The organism is Enterobacter sp. SECR19-1250 (assembly GCF_013391025.1).
Lineage (GTDB): Bacteria > Pseudomonadota > Gammaproteobacteria > Enterobacterales > Enterobacteriaceae > Enterobacter > Enterobacter cloacae.
The window spans coordinates 1-5373 of record NZ_JACASJ010000179.1; the positions used below are offsets into that span (position 1 = coordinate 1).

General features: G+C 53.0%; 5 protein-coding genes. 1 reads left to right on the forward strand and 4 read right to left on the reverse strand.

Annotation, left to right across the window (positions count from 1 at the left end; all coding sequences use genetic code 11):
* Window positions 1–148: 148 nt before the first annotated feature.
* A complete protein-coding gene (gene dacD, locus HX884_RS25120; protein WP_058681734.1) occupies window positions 149–1315 on the reverse strand; it encodes a serine-type D-Ala-D-Ala carboxypeptidase DacD in 1167 nt (388 codons plus the stop codon).
* A 198-nt stretch (window positions 1316–1513) separates the two neighbouring features.
* Between dacD and sbcB the strand changes: the two genes are divergently transcribed.
* The gene (gene sbcB / locus HX884_RS25125) at window positions 1514–2950 is read left to right on the forward strand and encodes an exodeoxyribonuclease I (RefSeq protein ID WP_375138605.1); all 1437 of its coding nucleotides are present in this window, start codon (window positions 1514–1516) and stop codon (window positions 2948–2950) included.
* Between the two features lie 121 nt (window positions 2951–3071).
* Here sbcB and HX884_RS25130 read toward each other — a convergent pair whose 3' ends face one another.
* The 3 genes from HX884_RS25130 to HX884_RS25140 form a co-directional block, all read right to left on the reverse strand.
* Window positions 3072–4430: an APC family permease gene (locus HX884_RS25130; RefSeq protein ID WP_013097840.1), complete on the reverse strand. Its 1359-nt coding sequence runs from the start codon at window positions 4428–4430 to the stop codon at window positions 3072–3074.
* The gene (gene yoeI, locus HX884_RS27685) at window positions 4420–4482 is read right to left on the reverse strand and encodes a membrane protein YoeI (protein WP_167816758.1); all 63 of its coding nucleotides are present in this window, start codon (window positions 4480–4482) and stop codon (window positions 4420–4422) included. Before yoeI ends, HX884_RS25130 begins: the two co-directional genes overlap by 11 nt.
* A gap of 217 nt (window positions 4483–4699) precedes the next feature.
* Window positions 4700–5373 (reverse strand): LysR substrate-binding domain-containing protein (locus tag HX884_RS25140; protein WP_178328954.1); only part of this gene is annotated, 674 nt, incomplete at its 5' end.

The window sequence follows — 5373 nt, forward strand, 5'->3', positions numbered from 1 at the left end:
GATTTAATACGCCATTATCATGCCTTCAGCCACCACAACAAGGGAAGACCCATATTTATACACTATAAAGCAGAATTTCTATAATCGGCAATCAAGGAGTGTTTATTATGTGAGCAGACTCGCAACCCTGCCAGTCTGCCCAGGAAGGTTAGATTTTGTGGTGCAGGTAATCACTCAGACGGGAGAAAAGGCCACCTTTATCAACACGCTCCAGCGTCACCAGCGGCCAGTGAGCGACCACTTTATCGCGGTCGTATAACTGGATCTCGCCTACCCGCTGATGGGCGGCTATCGGCGCTTCCAGCTCTTTTGTATCCAGCACGTATTTTGCCTTGATGTTCGGTACTTCTGCTTTCGGTAATGCCAGCCAGAAATCCTGGTCGGTGCCCAGGTTCACCTGTTCTTTATCGCCGTACCAGATCCGCTCAGTGCCCACTTTTTTACCGTTGTGCAGGATCTGCACGGTATCAAAATTCTGTTGTCCCCAGTGCAGCAGTTTACGGGCCTGATCCTCACGCCCTTTCGGACTGTCTGCCCCCATCACCACGGCGATCAAGCGACGCTGACCGTCCACGGCGGAAGCAATCAGGTTAAATCCGGCCCCTGACGTGTGCCCCGTTTTCAGACCATCCACGTTCATGGTCTTATCCCAGAGAAGACCGTTACGGTTTTGCTGCGTGATCCCGTTCCAGGTCAGGCTCTTTTCACTGTACATATGATAAAACTCAGGCTCGCCGTGGATGATGGCCCTGGACAGCACGGCCAGATCATACGCAGAGCTGTGCTGGCCTGGGGCATCCAGACCATGAACGGTTTCGAAGTGCGTATCACGCAGATTCATCTTTTGCACATAGTCATTCATCATCTTCACGAACTGCGGCTGGCCACCGGCCACGTGATCCGCCAGCGCCACACAGGCGTCGTTACCAGAATCAACAATCAGACCGCGGCTGAGGTCGCGCACAGAAACGCGGTCCCCCTCTTTCAGGAACATCAGTGACGAACCGTCAAAGACAGGGTTACCTTTTGCCCACGCGTCGCGCCCGACGGTGACAATGTCATCCGGGGAAATGCGGTGGCTATCAATAGCGCGGTCAACAACGTAGCCGGTCATCAGCTTGGTGAGACTCGCCGGGTTGCGTTGTTGATGTTCGTTGCCCGCCGTTAAGATTTGACCCGTAGTGTAATCCATCAGTACCCAGGAGCCGGCCTGAATGGCCGGAGGCTGCGGCGAAAAATCCAGCGGATCGGCCGCAAAAGCAGATGAGACACTCGAAGCGAGTAAAGAAACAGCAATAAACAGACGGCGTTTCAACGGTATATCCTCAGGTCATTAAAAATCGATGACCTTTTTACGGGAGTTCTGGTGTCGTTACCTGGCTTAATTGCAAAAAAATGTGACAGGAAGCATGTTTTTCCCGGAACCACGCTCGCAAATTTGCGGTATGACGGCGCTTTTTATTCGGTCTGTCCCTCACGATCGTTTACCATAGTGACGTCACTTTTTAACAGGATGGTATTACTGGTGTCTGACTCTGCCGCACGCCCGACTTTTTTATTCCACGACTATGAAACCTTTGGCACCCACCCGGCGCTGGACCGACCGGCGCAGTTTGCCGCCATCCGTACTGACGACGAATTCAATATTATTGGTGAGCCAGAGGTCTTTTACTGCAAACCTGCCGATGACTACCTGCCGCAGCCCGGCGCGGTCATGGTCACGGGGATAACGCCCCAGGAAGCGCGGGAAAAAGGCGTTAACGAGGCAGAGTTCGCCCGCCGTATCCACGATCTGTTCACCGTTCCCCATACCTGCGTGGTCGGGTATAACAATATCCGTTTCGATGATGAAGTGACGCGCAACATCTTCTACCGCAACTTCTACGATCCCTACGCCTGGAGCTGGCAGAACCGCAATTCGCGCTGGGATTTGCTGGATATCATGCGTGCCTGTTATGCCCTGCGTCCGGAGGGGATTAATTGGCCAGAGAACGAAGACGGATTGCCAAGCTTCCGGCTGGAGCACCTGACGCGCGCCAACGGCATTGAGCACAGTAATGCCCACGACGCGATGGCCGACGTCTACGCCACCATTGCCATGGCGAAGCTCGTTAAAACCGCACAACCACGCCTGTTTGAGTATCTGTTGAGTCATCGCAGTAAGCAGAAACTGATGACGCTGATTGATGTGCCGCAGATGAAACCACTGGTGCATATCTCCGGCATGTTTGGTGCCTGGCGCGGCAACACCAGCTGGGTGGCACCGCTGGCCTGGCACCCGGATAACCGTAACGCGGTCATCATGGTGGATTTAGCCGGGGATATCTCCCCGCTGCTGGAGCTCGACAGCGATACCTTGCGTGAGCGCCTCTATACCCCGAAAGATACGCTGGGAGACCTGCCCGCGGTGCCGGTCAAACTGGTGCATATCAATAAATGTCCGGTACTGGCGCAGGCCAATACGCTGCGCCCGGAAGATGCCGACAGGCTCGGGATCAACCGCCAGCACTGCCTGGATAACCTTAAAATACTGCGCGAAAATCCGCAGGTGCGCGAGAAAGTCGTCGCCATATTTGCCGAAGCCGAGCCATTCGTGCCGTCCGAAAACGTGGATGCGCAGCTGTATAACGGCTTCTTCAGCGATGCCGACCGTGCTGCGATGAACATCGTCCTGCAAACTGAACCGCGTAACCTGCCCGCGCTGGACATCACCTTTGCGGATAAACGCATTGAGATGCTGATGTTTAACTACCGCGCGCGTAACTATCCCGGCACGCTGGATGAAGCTGAGCAGGAACGCTGGCTGCAGCATCGCCGTAATGTGTTTACGCCTGAATATCTGCACAGCTATGCGCAGGAGCTGGAGATGCTTTACGGCCAATACGAAGGGAATGAAGAGAAGCAGGCGCTACTAAAAGCACTGTTCAAGTACGTACAAGAGATAGTCTGAAATTCAACGATAAAAAAACCGGAGGCGATGGTCTCCGGTTTTTTTTGCCCGGTGGTGCTGCACTTACGCGGGCCTACGGGTTTTGTCGGTCGGGTAAGCGTAGCCGCCACCCGACACGGTATTACGCAACGTCTTCGTACTGAGGAACCGGGTTACGGAAGCTCTTCGTCACGCAGGCCAGGTAAACCAGACCAATACCACCCCAGATCAGCCCCAGAATCATAGAGCTCTCTTCCAGGTTAATCCACAATGCACCGACCGTCAGCGCACCGCACATTGGCAGAACCAGGTAATTGAAGTGGTCTTTCAGCGTTTTGTTGCGCTTCTCACGGATCCAGAACTGCGAGATCACGGAGAGGTTAACGAAGGTAAAGGCCACCAGCGCACCAAAGTTAATCAGTGCCGTTGCTGTTACCAGGTCAAATTTAATGGCCATCAGGGCGATTGCGCCAACCAACAGCACGTTCCACGCCGGAGTACGCCATTTCGGATGAACGTAGCCGAAGAAACGGGTTGGGAACACACCGTCACGACCCATTACATACATCAGGCGAGAAACCCCAGCATGCGCAGCCATACCAGAAGCCAGAACGGTAACGCTGGAGAAGATCAGTACGCCCCACTGGAAGGTTTTCCCTGCGACATACAGCATGATTTCAGGCTGTGAAGCATCCGGCTCTTTGAAACGAGAGATATCCGGGAAGTACAGCTGCAGGAAGTAGGAGGCACCAATGAAGATCATGCCACCAATCAACGCAGTCAGGAAAATGGCTCGTGGGATCACGCGTTCTGCATCTTTGGTCTCTTCAGACAGAGAAGAGATACCGTCGAAGCCCAGGAATGAGAAGCACAGAATAGTCGCACCGGTGATCATCGGCACCACATGTGCCCCTTCAGACCAGAACGGACGAGAGCTGACCAGCGTGCCCGCGCCTTCACCGTGAGAAACACCGTAAATGATCAAACCCACAATAACCGCAACAATACCCATTTGCAGAATAACAATCAGGGTGTTGAAGTTCGCCACGGTCTTAATGCTGCGCAGGTTAGAGATGGTCATAAAGGCCACTAACGCAACAACAAAGAGCCACGACGGTACGGAAGGTACCAGCGCTTCGAAGTAAATTTTTGCCAGCAGAATGTTGATCATCGGCATGAACAGGTAGTCCAGCAGCGATGACCAGCCCACCATAAAGCCAACCGCCGGGCTAATGGATTTCTGGGCATAGGTGTAGGCAGAGCCTGCAGACGGGAAACGGCGAACCAGTTTACCGTAGCTCAGCGCTGTAAAGAGAATAGCGACCAGTGCAAAGGCATACGCCGTTGCCACATGACCGTCAGTAAGGCCTGATACGATACCGAATGTATCGAACAGCGTCATTGGTTGCATATAGGCAAGGCCCATCATAACAACCGGAATCAACGTAAGTGTTTTACGTAATTCCACGCGAGAGGTGTTTGGAGTTGCGTTATGTGACATAGTTATTCTCCTTTACGGTGATAACCGCCACGTAAGCGAAAAATTGCCCCATTTCTTTCTTCCTCAGCGACAACAACTGTCGGATTTTAGTAAATATCTATCCGGTACGAAGCCCGGCCTCTTGGTTTTTAGTTTCGTTTCATACATGCAAAAAAAAATAACCGACGCCTTTTATATCGTCGATTATTCCTTTGGTTGCTGCGGCGCATTTTGCCCCACATCAGATACAAAACGCAATACTTTACAAAGGCATTGTAAATATTCCTGCGCTAACTGGCTGATTTGTGGACGCTGCTCTGCGTATAGACAGCGGCGATAGCACTATTTGCTAAAATTTCGTCCCGCCACCAGGCGCTGGCTAACCCCGCCGTTTGTTCATTCCAGCCAACCCAGACCGATTCATTACTGCTTTGAGCCAGCACCTGTTTTTCAATCAGCGCGCCGCTATCAAGAAATCGCTGCGCCAGATAGCGAGGTAAATAGCCGCAACCCAGCCCACTGATTTGCAATTCCAGCTTGGTTTTAAAATCAAAAACGGTGATGGCCTCCTGCTCATCAAGCAGCTGCGACGATACGGCACATTCCGGCCGTGAACTGTCGCCCACCACAATGGCACGGTAACCTTTAATAACGCGCCGGTTAATGGGCTCAGGCTCCCGGGCCAGCGGATGATGCGGAGCAACCGCAAAAACTTGCTCAAGTATCCCGAGGCGGGCAAACCCAAAATCGCTCAGTTGAGGAGGTTCATGTAATGCGCCGACGATGATATCCGCCCTCCCCTGAACCAAGGCCTCCCAGGAGCCGCCCAGCACACCATTAATGAAAATCAGCCGGGTCACGCTGTGGCGCTGATAAAACGCTTCAATCAGCGGCGTCAGAAGGGAAAACGAATCTATGGTCACTCCCGTTTTTGCAACACCGATTTTGACGACAAGTTGGCTTG

Coding starts and splice junctions, on each gene's coding strand:
- sbcB (WP_375138605.1), top strand. CDS start 1,514: ATGGTATTACTGGTGTCTGACTCTGCCGCACGCCCGACTTTTTTATTC.
- HX884_RS25130 (WP_013097840.1), bottom strand. CDS start 4,430: ATGTCACATAACGCAACTCCAAACACCTCTCGCGTGGAATTACGTAAA.